This window comes from Microvirgula curvata (assembly GCF_054781615.1).
Window position 1 is genome coordinate 61,077 of record NZ_BAAGUB010000036.1, and the last position, 16,161, is coordinate 77,237.

The 16,161-nt window shown below is 64.7% G+C and carries 13 protein-coding genes and 1 pseudogene; 11 read left to right on the forward strand and 3 right to left on the reverse strand.

Translation table 11 applies throughout. The features are described from left to right. Positions 1–109 precede the first annotated feature (109 nt). From rho to ACYVG8_RS17170, 4 genes are all read left to right on the forward strand, one after another. Positions 110–1,366: a transcription termination factor Rho gene (gene rho / locus ACYVG8_RS17155; protein WP_028498403.1), complete on the forward strand. Its 1,257-nt coding sequence runs from the start codon at positions 110–112 to the stop codon at positions 1,364–1,366. A gap of 108 nt (positions 1,367–1,474) precedes the next feature. Next, a complete protein-coding gene (locus ACYVG8_RS17160) occupies positions 1,475–2,095 on the forward strand; it encodes a CoA pyrophosphatase (protein WP_051528695.1) in 621 nt (206 codons plus the stop codon). A gap of 92 nt (positions 2,096–2,187) precedes the next feature. Then, on the forward strand, positions 2,188–2,613 hold the full coding sequence (locus ACYVG8_RS17165; protein WP_107888618.1) for an OsmC family protein: 426 nt from the start codon (positions 2,188–2,190) through the stop codon (positions 2,611–2,613). A 101-nt stretch (positions 2,614–2,714) separates the two neighbouring features. Beyond that, positions 2,715–3,866, forward strand: a complete 1,152-nt coding sequence (locus tag ACYVG8_RS17170; protein WP_460746404.1) for a M20 aminoacylase family protein — start codon at positions 2,715–2,717, stop codon at positions 3,864–3,866. Here the strand turns inward: ACYVG8_RS17170 and ACYVG8_RS17175 are convergent. Together ACYVG8_RS17175 and ACYVG8_RS17180 are read right to left on the reverse strand one after the other, a co-directional pair. Continuing rightward, on the reverse strand, positions 3,860–4,618 hold the full coding sequence (locus tag ACYVG8_RS17175; RefSeq protein ID WP_460746406.1) for a 2-keto-4-pentenoate hydratase: 759 nt from the start codon (positions 4,616–4,618) through the stop codon (positions 3,860–3,862). The genes ACYVG8_RS17170 and ACYVG8_RS17175 overlap by 7 nt on opposite strands. A gap of 69 nt (positions 4,619–4,687) precedes the next feature. Next, positions 4,688–8,290, reverse strand: coding sequence for a transporter substrate-binding domain-containing protein (locus ACYVG8_RS17180; RefSeq protein WP_460746407.1), 3,603 nt, complete (start codon positions 8,288–8,290; stop codon positions 4,688–4,690). A 459-nt stretch (positions 8,291–8,749) separates the two neighbouring features. Here ACYVG8_RS17180 and ACYVG8_RS17185 point away from each other — a divergent pair, with 459 nt between their 5' ends. Both ACYVG8_RS17185 and nadC read left to right on the forward strand, forming a co-directional pair. Beyond that, on the forward strand, positions 8,750–9,760 hold the full coding sequence (locus tag ACYVG8_RS17185) for a nucleoid-associated protein (protein ID WP_107888616.1): 1,011 nt from the start codon (positions 8,750–8,752) through the stop codon (positions 9,758–9,760). Between the two features lie 70 nt (positions 9,761–9,830). Further along, entirely contained in the window at positions 9,831–10,670 is an 840-nt protein-coding gene (gene nadC, locus ACYVG8_RS17190; RefSeq protein ID WP_460746408.1) for a carboxylating nicotinate-nucleotide diphosphorylase, read from the forward strand. Positions 10,671–10,831: 161 nt separating this feature from the next. On the opposite strand, the gene ACYVG8_RS17195 is transcribed toward nadC, so the two are convergent. After that, positions 10,832–11,542 carry an XRE family transcriptional regulator gene (locus ACYVG8_RS17195; protein WP_107888614.1) on the reverse strand — a complete coding sequence of 237 codons (711 nt, stop codon included), beginning with the start codon at positions 11,540–11,542 and terminating at the stop codon, positions 10,832–10,834. Positions 11,543–11,759: 217 nt separating this feature from the next. Between ACYVG8_RS17195 and ACYVG8_RS17200 the strand changes: the two are divergent. The 5 genes and pseudogenes from ACYVG8_RS17200 to ACYVG8_RS17220 all read left to right on the forward strand — a co-directional run. Next, a pseudogene (locus ACYVG8_RS17200) lies at positions 11,760–12,017 on the forward strand (helix-turn-helix domain-containing protein); the annotation flags it as partial. Positions 12,018–12,151: 134 nt separating this feature from the next. Next, the gene (locus ACYVG8_RS17205; RefSeq protein ID WP_460746410.1) at positions 12,152–14,287 is read left to right on the forward strand and encodes a transposase; all 2,136 of its coding nucleotides are present in this window, start codon (positions 12,152–12,154) and stop codon (positions 14,285–14,287) included. A gap of 38 nt (positions 14,288–14,325) precedes the next feature. Beyond that, positions 14,326–15,072, forward strand: a complete 747-nt coding sequence (locus ACYVG8_RS17210; protein WP_112692272.1) for an AAA family ATPase — start codon at positions 14,326–14,328, stop codon at positions 15,070–15,072. Beyond that, a complete protein-coding gene (locus tag ACYVG8_RS17215) occupies positions 15,069–15,374 on the forward strand; it encodes a hypothetical protein (protein ID WP_112692271.1) in 306 nt (101 codons plus the stop codon). The genes ACYVG8_RS17210 and ACYVG8_RS17215 overlap by 4 nt, the downstream gene beginning before the upstream one ends. Beyond that, on the forward strand, positions 15,371–15,982 hold the full coding sequence (locus tag ACYVG8_RS17220) for a DUF3164 family protein (protein WP_112692270.1): 612 nt from the start codon (positions 15,371–15,373) through the stop codon (positions 15,980–15,982). The genes ACYVG8_RS17215 and ACYVG8_RS17220 overlap by 4 nt, the downstream gene beginning before the upstream one ends. Positions 15,983–16,161 lie beyond the last annotated feature (179 nt).

Genomic DNA, 16,161 nt, shown 5'->3' on the forward strand with positions numbered 1-16,161 from the left:
CTGAGTCAAGAAATCTCTCGGGCGGCGTCCAGGCCGCCCGAAACCGTACCGTTTCCCCTTCCTCCTTCCGCGTCACCCCCCACACGTTCCTCGCGTGCACTCACCCTTTATGCATCTTTCCGACCTTAAACATCAGCACGTCAGCCAACTCGTCGAGACGGCGGCTTCACTCGAAATCGAAGGCGCGAACCGCCTGCGCAAGCAGGATCTCATCTTTGCGCTTTTGAAAAACCAGGCCAAGAAAGGCGAAAGCATTTTTGGCGATGGCACGCTTGAAGTCCTGCCCGACGGCTTCGGTTTTCTGCGCTCCCCGGATACCTCGTATCTGGCCGGCCCGGATGATATCTATATCAGCCCGTCGCAGATCCGCCGCTTCAACCTTCATACCGGTGACACCATTGAGGGTGAAATCCGCATGCCGAAGGAAGGCGAGCGGTATTTCGCGCTGGTCAAGGTCGACCGCATCAACGGTGAGACCCCGGACAAGGCCAAGAACAAGATCCTGTTCGAAAACCTGACGCCGCTGCATCCGACCGAGCGGATGTCGCTGGAACGCGACATCAAGAGCGAAGAAAACATCACCGGTCGCGTCATCGACCTGGTCGCGCCGATCGGCCGTGGTCAGCGCAGCCTGCTGGTTGCTCCGCCGAAGTCCGGCAAGACCGTGATGCTGCAGCATATCGCCCATGCGATCGCCGCCAACCATCCGGACGTGATCCTGATCGTGCTGCTGATCGACGAACGGCCGGAAGAAGTGACGGAAATGACCCGGACGGTCAAGGGTGAAGTGGTGGCGTCGACCTTCGACGAACCGGCCACCCGCCACGTCCAGGTCGCCGAAATGGTTATCGAGAAGGCCAAGCGCCTGGTCGAGCACAAGAAGGACGTTGTGATCCTGCTCGACTCGATCACCCGTCTGGCCCGTGCCTACAACACCGTCGTGCCGAGTTCCGGCAAAGTGCTGACCGGTGGTGTGGACGCCAATGCGCTGCAACGCCCGAAGCGTATTCTCGGTGCGGCGCGCAACATCGAAGAGGGCGGTTCGCTGACCATCATCGGCACTACGCTGATCGATACCGGCAGCCGCATGGACGATGTGATCTACGAAGAATTCAAGGGCACCGGCAACTCGGAAATCCACCTGGACCGCCGCATGGCGGAAAAGCGGATCTTCCCGGCGATCAACATCAATCGCTCCGGCACCCGCCGCGAGGAATTGCTGCTGCCGCAGGACCAGCTCCAGCGCCTGTGGGTGCTGCGCAAGCTGCTGTACCCGATGGACGACATCGAGGCGATGGAGTTCATGCTCGACAAGCTCAAGAGCACCAAGACCAACCAGCAGTTCTTCGACTCGATGCGTCGCTGAACGCGTGGAACGGTTGCGGATGTGATAAAAACGCCGGGTGCCTGTCGCCCGGCGTTTTTTGCGCCGGCATGCGCAGGTCCCCGATTCGAGACCGACAATCCCGTGACGATGCCTCCCTCCCTGATTCTGCCTCCCGCGCTGCCGGACGCCGCGCGCTGGCTGTCCGACTGTCTTGCCCGCTTCGATCCAGGCCAGCAGGCCGGCGATATCCCCGATCGTCACCACGATGCCGACGCACGGCCTGCTGCGGTGCTGGTGCCGCTGGTCTGGCGTCCGGACGGGCCGGGTGTGCTGCTGACGCGGCGTACCGAGGGGCTGCGCCACCATGCCGGGCAGATCAGCTTCCCGGGCGGCAAACGCGAGCCCGGTGATGTCGATGCCGTCGCCTGCGCACTGCGCGAGGCGCAGGAAGAAATTGCGCTGGCGCCGCACCTGGTGCGACTGGTCGGCGAGCTGCCTCCGTATGTGACCATTACCGGCTTCTCCGTCACGCCGGTGGTCGGCCTGCTGCTGCCGCCGGCCGGGCTGGTGCCGCAGCCGGGCGAGGTGGCGGAGATCTTCGAGCTGCCGCTGGACAGGGTGCTGGATGTACGCCAGTACGAAAGGCATACCATCGAGCGCGACGGCCGTCTGCGCCACTACCTGTCGCTGAGCCACGGCGACCACTTTGTCTGGGGTGCCACCGCCGCCATGCTGCGCATTCTTGCCTGTGCCGTGACCGGTCGCTGACACTGCCGCTGGTCTATCGTCGTCTTGTCGCCTACAACGAGAGTGCGCGGCATTCCTGCCGCGCCTTCCATTCCCCCTTCAGGAGCGCTCTCATGCAGAAGACGGCATCGGCAAAATGGCATGGCAGCATCAAGGATGGCGCGGGTACGATCTCGACCCAGAGCGGCGTTCTGCAGGATACGCCTTACGGATTCAAAAGCCGCTTCGAAGGCGGGCCCGGCACCAATCCCGAAGAACTGATCGGTGCTGCCCATGCCGGCTGCTTCTCGATGGCGCTGTCGCTGCAACTGGGTGACGCCGGCATGGTGGCGGACAGCATCGAGACCAGGGCAGCGGTGACGCTGGAGAAAGGGAACGGCGGTTTCACCATCACGGCCGTGCACCTGGACGTGGTGGCCCGTATCCCCGGCGGGGACCCGGAGGCTTTCGACCGGGCGGCCAATGCCGCGAAAGCCGGTTGTCCGGTCTCGAAACTGCTGAATGCGACCCTTACCCTGTCAGCGCGCCTGATCGGCTAGCAGATTTGTATCAGGACAAGTGGGGGGCGGGTCCGGATTGACACTGGCAATGCGGCTTGCCCACACTGATATGTACTACCGGTTTCCTGGCGAAGGCACGCATGACCCTCGACGCAGATCTGCTTGAACAGATGAAAACCTGGCGGCGCATGATCCACCGCCATCCTGAACTGGCTTTTGACGAATACCGTACGGCGGGCCTGGTTGCGGAAAAGCTGGCCGAATTCGGACTCGATGTCGAGCGCAATATCGCCGGGACCGGTGTGGTGGGCACGCTGCGCAATGGTGCCGGCCCGTCGATCGGGCTGCGTGCCGACATGGATGCACTGCCGATCAGTGAAGAAAATACCTTCGATTACCGTTCTGCCCATCCGGGATGCATGCATGCCTGCGGGCATGACGGCCATACCGCCATGCTGCTGGGAGCGGCGGCGCATCTGGCCCGGCATCGTGATTTCTGCGGCACGCTGCATTTCATTTTCCAGCCGGCGGAGGAAATGGCCGGTGGCGCGGGAGAGATGATCCGGGCCGGGCTGTTCGACCGCTTTCCGTGCGATGCCGTCTATGCGCTGCATAACTGGCCCGGGCTGAAGCTTGGTCATTTCGCCATCAATCCCGGGCCGATGATGGCGTCACTGGATACGTTCGAGATCATCGTCAGCGGCACGGGGGCCCATGCCGCGCAGCCGCACAAGGGCGTAGACAGCCTTCTGTGTGCAGCGACGATCGTGACCAGCCTGCAGAGCATCGTCAGCCGCAGCATCGATCCGCATGAGGCGCTGGTGGTGACCGTGACCCAGTTGCATGGTGGCGATGCGTGGAATGTGATCCCGGCCAGCACCGTCATTCGCGGCACCGTCCGCGCCATGCGCGAAGTGGACCGCCAGCTGGCGAAACGGCGGATTCGCGAAATTGCCGGCAATACTGCCGCCGCTTTCGGCGCCACGGCGGATGTGCGTCATATCGATGGCTATCCGCCGACGGTCAACACCTCGCGGGAGACCGATCTGGCCATTGCTGCCGCACGCCGGGTGGTGGGAGACGGGGCGGTCGAGTTCGACTGCGTGCCGTCGATGGCCTCCGAGGATTTCTCGCTGATGCTGCAGCGGCGCCCTGGCGCCTATATGTGGCTCGGGGTCGACGGGGACGCCCATGTCGCGCCGTTGCACAATCCGCATTACGACTTCAATGACCAGGCGCTGGGCTACGGCGCCGGGTTCTTTGTCGAAATGGCGCGCGGCACGCGCTACTGAGCGGATTCGAAACGGACGGTCAGCACCCCCAGCTCGCCAAAGCGGAGGGTGAGGGTCTCCGCGACCGGCAGCGTCACCACGCCGGCATAGGAACCGGTGATGACGGGCTGACCGGCCCGGACCGTCCGGCCGCGGCTGCGCAGGAACTCGACCAGCCAGTAAAGCGGCGCCTGTGGCAGGCCCGCGGGATGACGGGCGTCGAGTGCCAGCCGTGGTTTTCCGCCCCAGGCGACCTGCAGCGGAAAGGTCGCGGCACGACGGGCCAGGGTCATTCCGACGGCGGGACCGATAACCAGGCCTTCATTGCTCAGACCGTCAGCCAGCCGTTCCGGGAACGTCGTGTCTTCCACCGGCAGGTAACGGCTGCCGACCCGTTCCAGCGCCAGGTGGATACTGCCGATGGCGGCATCCACTTCCGCTTCCCGGTAAGGAACGGAGCGCGCCGGCAGATCATGGGCCAGGACAAAGGCGAGTTCGGGTTCGACCTGCACGCTGTTGCCCCGGACCGGGACCGGGCTGTCTGCGTGGCAGTCACCGGCATGGATGGGGGCGGCAATCGGCTGTTCGGTGCCAGGCAGACCGCATTTCCAGCCACCAATGCGCTCGCCGAGCCGGGCGATGACCGCTTCCTGGATCTCCAGGGCGCTGTCGGCATCGGCCGGGCGGCAGTCCGGGGGCAACCGGGGACCGGGCTGGCCGCTGCGGCGGCGGTCGGAGAGCAGGCGGGCGGCAACGGAGAGGGAGTCGGACATGGTGCGGACGTGAGTGGTGATGGTTTTCTTTACGCCATTGCCGCCCGTTGCGCAATGGGCGGCAGGGCATCAGCCCTCCGCCCGGTCCAGCACCGAGAGCCGCTCCAGGATTTTTGCGTTCAGGGTGAGCACGACCTGCTGCAGTCGGGCAACCCCTTCGGTCATCGCCGGGTGTGAGCCGGACGCGCTCGCCTGTTCGACCGCTTCGCAGGCATCGATGAAAGCCGGATAGTCGATCAGCCGGGCAGGGCCCTTCAGTCGATGGCCCAGCTCGCCGAGCGCGCGGAAATCCTGTTGCCGCCATGCCTGCCCGATGCGGGCCAGGTCGGCATCGTTGCTGTCGCGCCACTGGGCCAGAAAGGTCCGTTCGGCATGCCGGTTGCCATGGAAGGTCTCGTCGAGCCGGTCCAGCGAGACGGCGTCGGCCGAAGGATGCGCTGGGTGGGCAGGCAACTGCTCCGAGATGATGTCCACCAGCATGTCGATGTCGACCGGTTTTGACAGGCAGATGGTCATGCCGGCATCCGTCGCATCGCGCAGGCTCTCGGGCTGGGTGTTGGCCGTCAGGCCGATAATGATCATGGCTGCCCGTCCCTGGCGTGCTTCGTCGGCCCGGATGGTGCGGGTCAGGGCCTCGCCGCTCAGGCGGGGCATGTAGCTGTCGGTTATCAGCAGGTCGAATTCGTCGGCACGCCACCTGTCCAGTCCATCCTGACCATCGATGGCCTCGATGACCCGGCACCCCAGATACTCCAGCTGGTTGCGGAGCACGATACGGTTGGCCGGGTGATCGTCAACGATCAGGACGCGCAGGCCGGAAAACCGCCCTTCCACCATCTGGCCGTCGTTCTGGTCCGGACGCTCGACCTGGACTGCCGGTCGTGGCGCGATATCGAGCCTGACCTGGAACGACACGGTGGTGCCCTTGCCCGGCGTGCTTGCCATGCTGATCTCGCCCCCCATCAGATCGATCAGCTGCTTGCAGATCGCCAGGCCCAGTCCGGTGCCGCCACAATGGGCGCGGCTCGGCAACTGGACGAAGGGCTGGAACAGACCGGCCTGCTCGGCCGCATCGATGCCGACGCCGCTGTCGATGACACTGACGCTCAGCTGTACCTGGCCCGATCCCTGCGGCTGGAGGCTGCTGGAAAGCCTGATGCCGCCGGAATGGGTGAACTTGATCGCATTGGACATCAGGTTGGTGATGATCTGACGCAGCCGTACCGGATCGGCCATGACCCAGCAGGCCAGCGTCGGATCCGCATCGATGTCGAACGCCAGCCCCTTCTGGCGCGCCAGTCCGTGAAAGACCCGGGCTGTGCTGTCAACCAGCGTGCCGAGCTCGACCGGGCGTGGAGCCAGATCCAGCTTGCCGGCCTGTATCTTCGAGACATCGAGGATATCGTCCAGCAGTGCCATCAGCTGTCGGGCGGCATGGCAGGCGGTATCCAGCGTCTCGCGCAGCTTGTCCGGTGGTGGCGGCTGGCGCAGCGCAAGGTCAAGCAGGCCGATGATGGCGTTCATCGGTGTGCGGATCTCGTGGCTCATGGTCGACAGGAAGGTGGATTTGGCCCGGTCCGCACTTTCCGCCGCATCCTTGGCGACCTTCAGTTCCTTTGCCAGCCGGGCCCGTTCGGTAATGTCGAGCCAGCCGCCCAGCTGCCCGCGCTGACGGCCGTCGGCAGCATAGAACGGGGTCGTCCAGAACAGCAGGTCGATCTGCTGGCCAAACCGGGTGACCTGCACGTCCCGGAAAATGGGACGGTCTTCTTCCAGCGACTGGCGGTACAGCGCCATGATGAGGCGTACCGAGGCATCGTCGATGGTCAGGTCGGGCACTTCATCGAGGCGGCGGCCGACCAGCGCCGAGCCGGGGCGCTTGTTGAACGACAGGTACGAGCGGTTGCAGCTCAGCAGCTTGCCTTCCAGGTCGCGGACGACCACCGGCTGCGGGATGCTGTCGAGCAGGGTGGACTGGAAGGCGAGCTGGTCGCGCAATGTGCGCTCCGCGCTTTTCCGGCGGCGGACCTCCCGTTTCAGGGAGTGGCTCCACAGCAGGATCATCAGCAGGGCGGCAACGACGACCGCCGCCGCATAGAACAGCAGGTCGCTGTAGCGGTCCCAGCTCGATTCCGGATGCGGGCGGCTGGTCAGCCAGCGATGCCGCAGCGACTCAAGCTCGCTGGGCGACAGGCTGATGATGGCCTTGTTGACGATATCCAGCAGCTCCGGGTGGTGGGGAGCAATGCCGAGGCTGATCGGTCGCGGCAGATCGCCGGCGGTGCCGCTGATGACCAGGCGGTTGTGATGGAACTGGTTGAGACGGTAATTGGCGATGGAGATGCTGACGATGGCAGCATCCACCTTGCCGTTGGCCAGTTGCTCCAGTGCTTCCCTGGCCGAACTGGCCGGGTGGACGGTGACGCCCCGGTATTGCCGGCGCAGCGTGTCGTGGAGCGGATTCATCGTCATCACGGCAACGGTCTTGCCGGTCAGGGCGCCGATATTGCGCAGGTGCGCTTCGCCCTTGCGTGTAACGATGACCATCAGGTCGCTCAGGTAGGGAAGCGAGCGCAGTGGCAGGTGCTTGTCCGGTGGCATCTCGTACATCGAGGACAACAACTGGGCCTTGCCCTGTGCCAGCGCTTCCCGCGCCCTGGCCTGGGTATCGTACAGCGTGCCGGTGAATTTCAGACCGGTGCGTTCGCCGATCAGGTTCATCACGTCGACCGACAGGCCGGCTGGCTGGCCATCCCTGCCGCGGAAGATGAAGGGTGGCATGTCACTGATGCCGGCGTAGCTGACGACCGGGTGCAGGCTGATCCAGTTCTTCTCCGCGGCCGACAGCTGCACCTTCGTGATCGGCTGCATGTGGTTGGCGAACGTCTCCCAGCGTGCGCGTGCTTCCACCTGGAATGTGGAGGGCAGGGCCATGAGCGCCTTGTTGACCATGTCCAGCAGTACGGGCTGGCGGTTGCTGACGGCAAAGGAAAAACCATCCTCGTCGAAAGCGGCGAAATTGGTAATTTTCAGGTTCAGCAATTGCAGCTGGTCAATATCGTAGTTGGAGACCGTCATGTTGCCGATATAGGCATCGGCGTCGCCGAAGGAAACGGCCTGCAATGCCTCGATAATTCCCCGGTAGGGCTGATGACGCCAGTCGGGATAGTATTTTTTCAACTGGCCGGGCTGTATGTGCTCACGGACGAAAGCGAGTGTGGGGGCGGTGTTTTCATCATGCCGGGCAAGTGCAGGGGATCGCTCGACGATAGCCAGCTTGTTGGGAATGTAATTGTGTGAATAAAGAATGTCTTGGTTTTCCTGGCGCATGTGTGCGGTGGTCACGACATCGATTTCGCCATTGCGCAGCGCGGCTTTCATTTGTGTCCGGGATGGATATGGCCGCCATTCTATATTCACTCCCAGTTCGCGCCCGACTGCTTCGAGGTAGTCGACGCTGATGCCCCGGTATCTGCCTTCAAAGTCGACCAGATCAAAGGGGGGCAGGTCGTTGGGCACCAGCCCGGCCACGATTTTCTGGCCGTGGCTGCTCAGCCAGGCCTGATCGGCCTGATTGAGCGCGACGGTGGCCCGGGCCGGGGAGGCATCGGCATGCGCCGCTTGCGGCGATGCCTCCCGGCTCTGGCCCAGGCCGGGGACAAGGAGTGCCATCAGCAGGATGGCGGTACGAATCAATCTGGATGGCTGCATATTTTGGCGGTGTGGTTCACTGATGCAGTCATGTATTCCCGCTGCTTTCGCGGGGGCGGGTATTTCAGGAAGAATCTTTGGCATGGTGCGACGGGCTGTGCAGCGACGCGATTGATTGATCATCCACGGCTGGAACGGGTTTTGCAATCCTGGCAAATTATGCATGCGTTTCTGTTTGCCGTGGGCGGTAATCTTGATTCGCTTGAGAGTTTATGTCATGAGGCTAATGGATAACCGCTATTTGAATTTCACGCGAAAACAGAATTCAAAAAAAACCGGTGCCAATATCCGGCCGGCGCCATCACTTTTCCTTCCCCGCGTGGTGGTGCCCGGCTCCTGTGGGCACGGTCGTGTTGTCAAGTGGCCTCGCGCTGGGAATAATTGCGCCTTGCAACGATCACACCAAGGAAGTACAGCAACATGGACGAACCCAGCGTAGAGCGATTGGCAGTGCATCGTGTCGGCAACCTGTCTCGCGGAGAGCGCCTGCAGCTGTCCGATCGGGCCACCGAGGTTGACGAGGCGGTGTCGGACCTGATTCTGGCGGGCTACCTGAAGGGGATCGTCTCCGACAAGCGCAAGTACCAGTTTTTTCACGAGTCCGATCTGAACCAGAACGAGCTCTATCATTTCACCCGTCAGTTCTTCCGTGGCGAGCTGGATTTCCTGGCCGTGTCACAGCGGATCGCCAGGCATCTGCAGGCGCATTCGCAGCATCCGAACATTCGCGAGGGGGATCTGCTGGTCATCCTGTTCAACGGCCTGCCTTATGGCGAAGACACCCAGCGTGGTCTGGGCGTGTTCAAGTCCGAGGTCCGTGACGATTTTCTGACCGTGATCGAGTCGGCCAATGTGTTCGATGTGTCGCATGCGTCGGGGATCAACCCGCGTCTGATCGACAAGGGGGCGCTGATTCTGGAAAACGGGCCGACGGTCTATGCCGTCGACCGGCTTGGCAACCAGACCAAGTTCTGGCTCGACGATTTCCTCAAGGCGCTGCGCGTGCCGGATACCGGCTCCAGCAGCAAGATGATGGTGGAAGTGCTTGACCAGCTGTCAGATGACATTGACGACCCGTCCGCACAGGCGCGCTTCAAGGACGAGGTGCTGACGCTGTGCCGTGAGGAAACCGATGTGTCGCCGCGTCAGGTGGCGGCCATGGCCGAGAAATTCGTGCCGCGCGAGCACGTCAGTCAGGCACTGGACAATGCGGCCGAGTCCTATGGCTTTGCGCTCGACCATGATGCCGGCCTGCCGGCGCAACGGGTGTTCAAGCGGCTGGAGCGGACGTGGAGCAAGGTCGGGGTCGGCCATGGCATCAGCGTGCTGCTGCCATCCGAGCTGAGCCTGCAGGGCGTGCGTTCCAGCGATGATGACGAGGGCGAACTCACGCTGACCCTGACGCTGCTGCGTCGCCCGCCGAACGAGTAGCATGCTGGCGGCGGGGCGCCGACGCGGCTAGACTCGGCCTCTTTCCGCCCTGTTTCCGGAGTCGCTTCCCATGCCCGTCCTGCCTGCCGCCCACCTGATTGCCCGTGATGTTGCCACTGCGCTGGCCGAGGATATCGGCGCGTGTGACTGGACGGCCAGTCTGGTTGCCGCCGACGCGCAGGGCCATGCCACGGTACTGGCCCGGGAACCGGCCGTTATCGCCGGCATCGCCTGGTTCATCGAGTGCTTCCGCCAGGTCGAGCCGGCCGTGCACATCGTGTGGCGGGTTGCCGATGGCGACCGCGTCGAATCCGGCACGGTGCTGTGCGAGCTGGACGGGCCGGCCCGTGGCCTGCTCAGCGGAGAGCGCTGCGCACTGAACTTCCTGCAGTTGCTGTCGGCGACCGCGACCGCGACCCGCCGGCATGCCGACCTGGTTGCCGGCACCCGGGCCCGGGTCTATGACACGCGCAAGACCCTGCCGGGCCTGCGCCTGGCGCAGAAGTACGCCGTTTGCGTCGGAGGGGGCGAAAATCAGCGCATCGGCCTGTACGACGGTGTGCTGATCAAGGAAAACCACATTGCCGCTGCCGGCGGCATCCGCGAGGCACTGGCACTGGCAGCCGCCACGGTGCCGGCCACGGTGCCGGTGCAGATCGAGGTGGAAACGCTGGGTGAGCTCGAGCAGGCACTCGAAGCCGGGGCAACCCTGGTGCTGCTCGACAACTTCGATACCGACGGTCTGCGTGCCGCCGTGGCACTGACCGCAGGCCGTGCCCGGCTCGAAGCCAGCGGCAATGTCAACGCCGACACGCTGCGCGCCATCGCCGAAACCGGCGTCGACCGGATCTCCATCGGCAAGCTGACCAAGGACGTACAGGCCATCGACCTGTCGATGCGTTTCGCCTGATGTGGGCTGCTCACCTGTCTGTCACTCCCCGTCCATAGCGCCCGGATCTGTCCGGGCCTGTCGTGGCGCGGGTTGCGGCGGATCGGGGGCGGGTGGTGTCTGGCGCGGGCGGGGCGGTGCCGGCGCGGTTTTGACGCGCTGTGTGACACCGCCCGCATCGTTCAGGCGATCTGGCGTCCGAACCAGACCACGCGGCCGATGATGGAGAAATCGTCCGGCGGGTTGTGGCTGTCGACCGAAAACGGCTTGTAGGCCTCGTTGGCGCTGGAGATTTCCAGTGTGCCACCGGGTAGCCGCTGCACGCGCTTCACCACCAGATCCCCGTCGATGCGCAGCACGAACAGGCCGCTGGTTGCAGAGGTATCGCTGCGGTTGATCAGAATGACGTCCTTGTCATTCAGTACCCCCTCCATCGAATCCCCCTTGACCGAGATGACCGACAGGTCGTGCGGGTCCGCATGCAGGTAGTTGACGATCCAGTAGCGGCGGAACGCCATGGTGAACACCGGCTTCTCGCCGTCGCTCGCCGCACCGTGCCCGGCCGATGCCTGCAGATTGTAGCGGGGGACGAACACGAACTCGTCCAGATCGACCGGACTGCCCAGCGTGTCCAGGCACAGACACGGCTCGGCCTCGGGCAGGGGCGCCCCGCGCAGCATCGCGCCTTCACCGGTCAGCAGCCAGCCCGGATCGACATTGAACTGCGCGGCCATCGCCCGCAGCAGCGACGGCTTCGGCTCGCGCTTGCCATCCTCATACAGCTGCAGCGAACTGCGCGTCATCTGCAATTGTTGCGCGAAATCGTCGCGGGACATGTGCGCGACCTGATCGCGCACGACACGGATGCGGTCGCCCAAAGCAGGGAACTCCATTCGGGGTTTGCCGTAGGAACCCAGAATCGACTCTTTGGCGACGACACCCCGTTCGGGGTTTGCGTCAACCGCCTGATTCGAATAAGTATTCGCCATTTAAACCTCGATTAGTGTTGACAACGACCCCGAAAAAAGACAGAAATATCTCAAAAGTGGTTGTTGTGTGTTTCTTCTGGGGTTAGCATGCGCTCATGAACTCACCCGAAAGGAGTCATCCATGAGTGCATCACACCCGCCAAAAAAGCCCGCCCACGACTGGCATCGGGCGGACATCGTCGCAGCCCTGCACAAGGAGGGCTGGTCATTGCGGGAGTTGTCCCGGCAGAGCGCATTGAGTGCGGGAACACTGAAAGCAGCGCTGGATCGCCCGTGGCCGAAGGCAGAACGCATCATTGCGACCGCGATCGGGGTTGCGCCGGAATCGATCTGGCCAAGCCGATACAAACGGCGACATTTTAAGCCAGTTTTGTCACGCATTTCTGAGAGAACTGAGGAAACTCATCAACTTGGCGCACCCGAAAGTGGGCTTTCGACCACGGTTGATGACGTTTGCAGACCGAAAAGTCCGAAAACAACCCCGATTGCATTCCCGGGCAAGGAGCCGCTGCCATGCCAGCGTGCCTGAAGTCGCCCGCCCCCCCGTCGCCGGTCAGCATCAAGACCCATTACAGCGCGGCGGAACTGGCGGCACTGAAACTGCCTGGACTGCCGGCAACCGAGCGCGGCAACCAGCTGCTCGCCAAGCGGGAAGGCTGGGCATCGCGCAAGCGCGCCGGCCGCGGCGGCGGACGGGAATATGCGCTGGATGCCTTGCCGATCGGGGCGCGTGACTGCCTGCGGGCCCGGGTTGCCCGCCAGTTGCTGGCGACGGGACCGGTCGTGGCACCGGCGCCGGCATGGCAGGAACCGGCGCTGCGCGAACCGGTTTCGCTGACCGGCCGCCAGCAGGGCGTGGAAGCCGCGCGCATGGGCGTATTGACGGCCATCGAGCGGCTGATGGGCAGTTGCGGACTCAGCAAGGAGCGCGCCATGCAGCACCTGCTGGCCAGCGTGCAGACCGGGCAGGCCGACGCACTGACCGTGGCGATGCTGAAGCGGGCCTGCGACGAACGCGGTCGTCGCCATGGCGACGGGCTGCCCGGCATCCGCACGCTGAAGCGCTGGTTTGCCCGCCGCGAAGCCTGCCAACTGGCGCCGAAGGTGCGCCAGACCGACCTGTCGCTGCCGTGGTGGGCGCGGGATTTCCTCGGTCACTGGCAACAGCCGCAGAAACCGTCGGTCGAACTCGCCTACCGGCTGTTCGTCGCCGGGCAGCTGGCACAGGACCCGGAACGCGAACTGCCGAGCATCCATGTGATACGCCGTTTTCTGAGAAAGCTGGGCACGGTCAGCCGCGAAGCCGGCCGGCTTGAAGCGCGTGAACTCAAGCGCCTGCAGCCGTTCGTCCGTCGTGACTTTGCCGATTTGCTGCCGAACGACGTGTGGAGTGCCGACGGTCACTGCTTCGATGCCGAGGTCCAGCATCCGTTGACCGGGCGACCGTTCCGGCCGGAAATCACCAGCATCATCGACATCGCCACCCGGCGGGTGGTCGGCTGGTCGATCGACCTGGCCGAGTCAGGGCTGGCCGTGCTGGACGCGTTGCGGATGGCGGTCGGCCAGGCCGGCACGCCGGCGATCTTCTACGTCGACAACGGCTCCGGCTACGTCAACGCGCTGATGAAGGACGAGGGCACCGGCCTGATGGGCCGGCTCGGCATCAGCATGAGCCACTCGGTCGCCTACAACTCGCAGGCCCGGGGCGTGATCGAACGGCTGCACCAGACGCTGTGGGTCAGCGCGGCCAAACAACTGCCGAGCTATATCGGTGCCGACATGGACCGGCAGGCACGGCAGCGCCAGTTCCGCATCACCCGTGCCGCGGGTCGCCACGGTGGCCGGCTGCCGATGATGGGCTGGGACGATTTCCTGGCCTTCGCCGGCGAACGGGTCGCCGAGTACAACGCCCGCCCGCACGCCAGTCTGAAAAAGCGCAGCCCGGATGCGGTCTGGACCGGTTTCGAGCAGCGCGGCTGGCAGGCGCAGCGCGAGGACGATGCCACGCTGGAACGCCTGTTCCGCCCGCGGCTGGAGCGGACGGTGGACCGGGGCCAGGTGCGGCTGTTCAACAACGTCTATTTCAGCACCGCGCTGACCGAGCTGCATGGCGAGTCGGTACAGGTCGCCTACGACATCCATGAAGCCGAGCGGGTGTGGGTGTACCTGCCCGATGGCCGCTTTGTCTGCCATGCCGACTGGAATGCCAACCGGACCGCGTACTTCGCCCGGCCGGTGATCGAGCAGAAGCGTGCGGCACGTGCCGAGGCCGCCCTGCGCCGGCTCGACGAGCGGCGTGATGCGGTCGAGGCCGAGCGTGACGGCAGGGCGGCACTGGCACCGGTCACGGCACCGGTACTGCCCGGGCTGGCCGGACGCGACATCGCCGGCGCCTTCGAGCGGCTCGATGCCATTGACGTGCCCGCTGCCGAAGCCGCGCCGCGCCGGCTTGCCCCCGCGCCGGCCGGCGACGACTTCAGCGTGCCGCCGACACCGGCCCTGCGCTATCGCGCCTGGCTGACTCTGGAGGCCCGCACCGCTGACGGTACGCCGCTGACGGCGCGGGAGGCCAGGTGGCTGGCCAGCTATGCCCGCAGCCATGAATTCAACGTGATGAAGCAGACCGGTCACAGCGACGCCACCGCGTAGCCGGCCCCCGGTACACCGAACAAGAAAGGACCGCGCCGATGAATCCCTGCGCACCGAACCGCATCGCCGCCATTTCCAGCCTCGACCTGGTCGCGGTGGTCATGGAAAAACTGCTGCACCGTCAGGACGGCCTGCCCGGGCTGGCGGTCTATTACGGCCCGTCCGGCTGGGGCAAGACCACGGCCACGCTGGCGGTGGCCAACCGCACCCGTGCCTATTACGTGCAACTGCGTTCCAGCTGGGCACGCAAGGATCTGCTGGAAAAAATCCTGCAGGAAATGGGCATCCGCCCGGTCGGCCGCACCACCCAGCTGCTGGACCAGATCTGCGAGCAGCTGGTCGCCAGCCGCCGCCCGCTGGTGCTGGACGAGTTCGACTATGCGGCGACCCGCGACGTGATGATCGAGCTGGTGCGCGACATCTACGAAGGCAGCCAGTCCAGCCTGCTGCTGGTCGGCGAGGAACGGCTGCCGCACAAGCTGAAGCGTCACGAGCGCTTCCATGGCCGGGTGCTGAGCTGGCTGCCGGCCGCCCCGGTCAGCCATGACGATGCGCGCCGGCTGGCCGACAGCTACTGCCCGGACATCCGCGTCGCCGATGACCTGCTGGCGCAGCTGGTCGCCCTGGCGCACGGCTCGGTGCGGCGGGTGTCGGTCAACCTGGTCAATGTGTACGACACGGCGCTGGTCGAGGGCTGGGACGAAGTCGACCGCGCGCTCTGGGGAGAACGACCGCTGTACACCGGTGACGCACCACGCCGGCGCGGGCGGGGGGAGGCCGGATGAGCACCCCGAACCGCATCCTCGACGCTGGCGTGACCGCACGGCTGGGCCGGCAGAACCGGGTACTGCGCCACCTGCGCACCCTCGGCGTGCCGGTGCTGGCCGCCGGCCTCGACGACGAACTGACCCTGGTTGTCGCCGCCGTCGACGGCCGGCGGCTGCGCCGGCAGGCCAGCTGCGTGACCCGCCGCCGTACTGGCATCGGCGAGCTGTTCAGCATCCATATCGACGGCTGCCGGGTGACCTGGCTGGAAACGCCCACCCCCGACGAACCGACAACGAACCGACAACGGAGCAAACCATGAATGCCATTCCGCACGGCTACAAGCAGGATGCCAAAGGCCGCCTGATCCCGCTGGAAGCCATCAAGCCGATCGACCTGGCCCGCGATGAACTGGTCGACGACATCGTCGAGCGGGCCCGCACCCTCAGCCAGGCCCTGGCTGCATTCAAGGCTGGCGTGTTCGCCGACATCGGCGCCTTTATCGAGCTGTCGGCCGAGCGCTACGACGCCCGCGTCGGCGGTGCCAAGGGCAATGTGTCGCTGGTCGGCTTCGACGGCCGCTACAAGGTCCAGCGTGCCGTCCAGGACACGCTGACCTTCGACGAGGGACTGCAGGCCGCCAAGGCGCTGATCGACGAGTGCGTCCACGAATGGACTGCCGGTGCGCGCAGCGAAATCCGCGCGCTGATCAACGACGCATTCAATGTCGACAAGGAAGGCAAGATCAGTACCGGCCGCATTCTCAGCCTGCGCCGGCTCGATATCCACGACGGCAAGTGGCAGCGCGCGATGGACGCGCTGAACGACTCGGTACGGGTGCAGTGCTCGCGCAGCTATATCCGCGTGTACGAACGCATCGGCGACAGCGACCAGTACCGGCCGATCCCGCTCGACATCGCCGGCGCGTGACAGGGTCACCATCGGCGAAGGCGATGAAATCACCCACCGGGTTAGCGCCGGCGTGACCGCCTAAGCTGCGCAGGACAATGAAACCGGTCATGCCCGGCCGGTTTCCTACTGCCCATATCAAAAGGAAAGCACATGACACGTCATCCGGCATCGGTGGCCGTCACCTGTCGGCCCGGGAG

Coding starts and splice junctions, on each gene's coding strand:
- nadC (WP_460746408.1), top strand. CDS start 9,831: ATGCCCGTCCTGCCTGCCGCCCACCTGATTGCCCGTGATGTTGCCACT.
- ACYVG8_RS17205 (WP_460746410.1), top strand. CDS start 12,152: ATGCCAGCGTGCCTGAAGTCGCCCGCCCCCCCGTCGCCGGTCAGCATC.
- ACYVG8_RS17185 (WP_107888616.1), top strand. CDS start 8,750: ATGGACGAACCCAGCGTAGAGCGATTGGCAGTGCATCGTGTCGGCAAC.
- ACYVG8_RS17160 (WP_051528695.1), top strand. CDS start 1,475: ATGCCTCCCTCCCTGATTCTGCCTCCCGCGCTGCCGGACGCCGCGCGC.
- ACYVG8_RS17215 (WP_112692271.1), top strand. CDS start 15,069: ATGAGCACCCCGAACCGCATCCTCGACGCTGGCGTGACCGCACGGCTG.
- ACYVG8_RS17175 (WP_460746406.1), bottom strand. CDS start 4,618: ATGTCCGACTCCCTCTCCGTTGCCGCCCGCCTGCTCTCCGACCGCCGC.
- rho (WP_028498403.1), top strand. CDS start 110: ATGCATCTTTCCGACCTTAAACATCAGCACGTCAGCCAACTCGTCGAG.
- ACYVG8_RS17195 (WP_107888614.1), bottom strand. CDS start 11,542: ATGGAGTTCCCTGCTTTGGGCGACCGCATCCGTGTCGTGCGCGATCAG.
- ACYVG8_RS17170 (WP_460746404.1), top strand. CDS start 2,715: ATGACCCTCGACGCAGATCTGCTTGAACAGATGAAAACCTGGCGGCGC.
- ACYVG8_RS17210 (WP_112692272.1), top strand. CDS start 14,326: ATGAATCCCTGCGCACCGAACCGCATCGCCGCCATTTCCAGCCTCGAC.
- ACYVG8_RS17220 (WP_112692270.1), top strand. CDS start 15,371: ATGAATGCCATTCCGCACGGCTACAAGCAGGATGCCAAAGGCCGCCTG.
- ACYVG8_RS17165 (WP_107888618.1), top strand. CDS start 2,188: ATGCAGAAGACGGCATCGGCAAAATGGCATGGCAGCATCAAGGATGGC.
- ACYVG8_RS17180 (WP_460746407.1), bottom strand. CDS start 8,290: ATGGCACTCCTTGTCCCCGGCCTGGGCCAGAGCCGGGAGGCATCGCCG.